This window comes from Streptomyces sp. NPDC044719, from assembly GCF_056433405.1.
The window spans coordinates 1-1,811 of record NZ_JBWKHE010000029.1 but is presented as its reverse complement, the minus strand read 5'-3'; the positions used below and the strand labels follow the sequence as shown (position 1 = coordinate 1,811).

Genomic DNA, 1,811 nt, shown 5'->3' with positions numbered 1-1,811 from the left:
CGACAACCGCTCCAGCAGGATCAGCCCGACACCCTCGCCCCAGCCGACACCATCAGCGTCCGCCGAGAACGCCTTGCACCGCCCGTCCGGAGACAGGCCTTGCTGTCGGCTGAAGCCGACGAAGGTGCCGGGGTTGGCCAGCACAGCGACACCGCCGGCGATCGCCAGAGTGCACTCACCCTGTCGTAGCGACTGAGCGGCCACGTGGAGTGCGGTCAGCGACGAGGAGCACGCCGTGTCGACCGTCACCGCCGGCCCTTCGAAGCCGTATGTGTAGGCGATGCGGCCCGACAACACGCTGCCCGAACTGCCCGTCATGAAGTGGCTCTCGACGCCCGGTGGAACGTGTGGCGCTCCGCCCGCGTAGTGCCGGGTCACGTAGTCCGTCGTAATGCCGCCGATGAAGACCCCGACGGGCCTGCCCCGTAGGGACTTCGGAGGAATCCCGGCCCTTTCCAGGACTTCCCACGATGTCTCCATCAGCAGCCGCTGCTGCGGATCCATCGCCAGTGCCTCGTTGGGAGAGATTCCGAACAGTTCACCGTCGAATTCGGCGGCGTCGTAGAGGAACGCTCCCTCACGTACGTAGCTCTTGCCCTGCGCCTCCGGGTCCGGGTCGTACAGCGATTCCAGGTCCCAGCCACGGTTCGCGGGCAGGCCGGAGACGGCATCGCGTTCTTCGGCGACGAGGCGCCACAGCGCCTCGGGGGAGTCCGCGCCGCCAGGGAAACGACAGGCCATGCTCACGATGGCTATGGGCTCACGCTGCGCAGTCGTCAGTTCTTGGTTCTGTTTGCGCAGACGTTCGTTCTCGATCAGTGACGCCCGCAATGCCTCGACGACCTTTTCAGAGGATGCGGCCATCACGCGTTCGTCCCTTCCGTGTCTACGGGTGTGTTGCTCTCTCCGAGTGCGATCCGGACGAGATCGTCCACGTCCATCGAGGCGATGGACGTGCCTTCCGCTTCACCTGCGGTGGTCTCTGCCTCGCCGCCGGGTTCTGCGAGCCGCAGCAGCGTCTCCAGGACACCGGCCTCCCGGATGCGGGTGAGTGGAATCGAGGTGATGGTCCGCCAAGTGGCCGCCTCGTCGGAATCGGCTCCCGTCGCGCCACGGCCTGCGCTGTCGATCTCCACGGACAGTTCGTCCAGTATGTGTCCGACCAGGGATTCGGGGCTGGGGTAGTCGAAGACGAGGGATCCCGACAGGCGCAGGCCGGTGGCGCCCTTGAGTCGGTTACGCAGTTCCACGGCGGTGAGTGAGTCGATGCCCAGGTCCTGGAACGAGCTGTCGGGGGCGATCTCCGCGGGCGAGGCGTGTCCCAGAACAGCGGCGAGATTCCCGCGCACGATCTCCTCGACGACGCGTTTGTGGTCGGTCTCGGGCATGGCGCTCAGCCGCTCGGCGAGAGACGGTCCCTCCGCTGCGGCACCCGTGTTCGCGCCGCGCCGGACCGGGGTACGTACCAGTCCGCTCAGCAACGGGGGCAGGGCGCCCGAGGCGGCTTGGGAACGCAGCCCTGCCTGGTCCAACCGGATCGGCACCAGCAGCGGCCTGTCGTCGGCCAGGGAGGCGTCGAAGAGCGCAAGTGCCTGTTCGTTCGGGATCGGGGCCAGTCCGGAACGGACGAACCGCTCCCTATCGTCTCCGCCGAGTCGAGCTGTCATGCCGCTGGTTTGAGCCCACAGGCCCCAGGCGAGCGAGAGGGCCGGGAGTCCTGCCGCCCTGCGATCGTGCGCGAACGCGTCCAGGAAGGAGTTCGCCGCCGCGTAATTGCCCTGCCCCGGACTACCCAGCACCCCCGACGCCGA

Annotated in this window: 2 protein-coding genes; both read right to left on the bottom strand. The window is 67.6% G+C overall.

The window, feature by feature from the left end; genetic code table 11:
• On the bottom strand, window positions 1-864 hold an 864-nt coding region (locus tag AC07DF_RS41310), incomplete at its 3' end, for a beta-ketoacyl synthase N-terminal-like domain-containing protein (RefSeq protein WP_478982768.1).
• Window positions 864-1,811 (bottom strand): acyl carrier protein (locus AC07DF_RS41305; protein WP_478982766.1); only part of this gene is annotated, 948 nt, incomplete at its 5' end. The genes AC07DF_RS41305 and AC07DF_RS41310, both read right to left, overlap by 1 nt.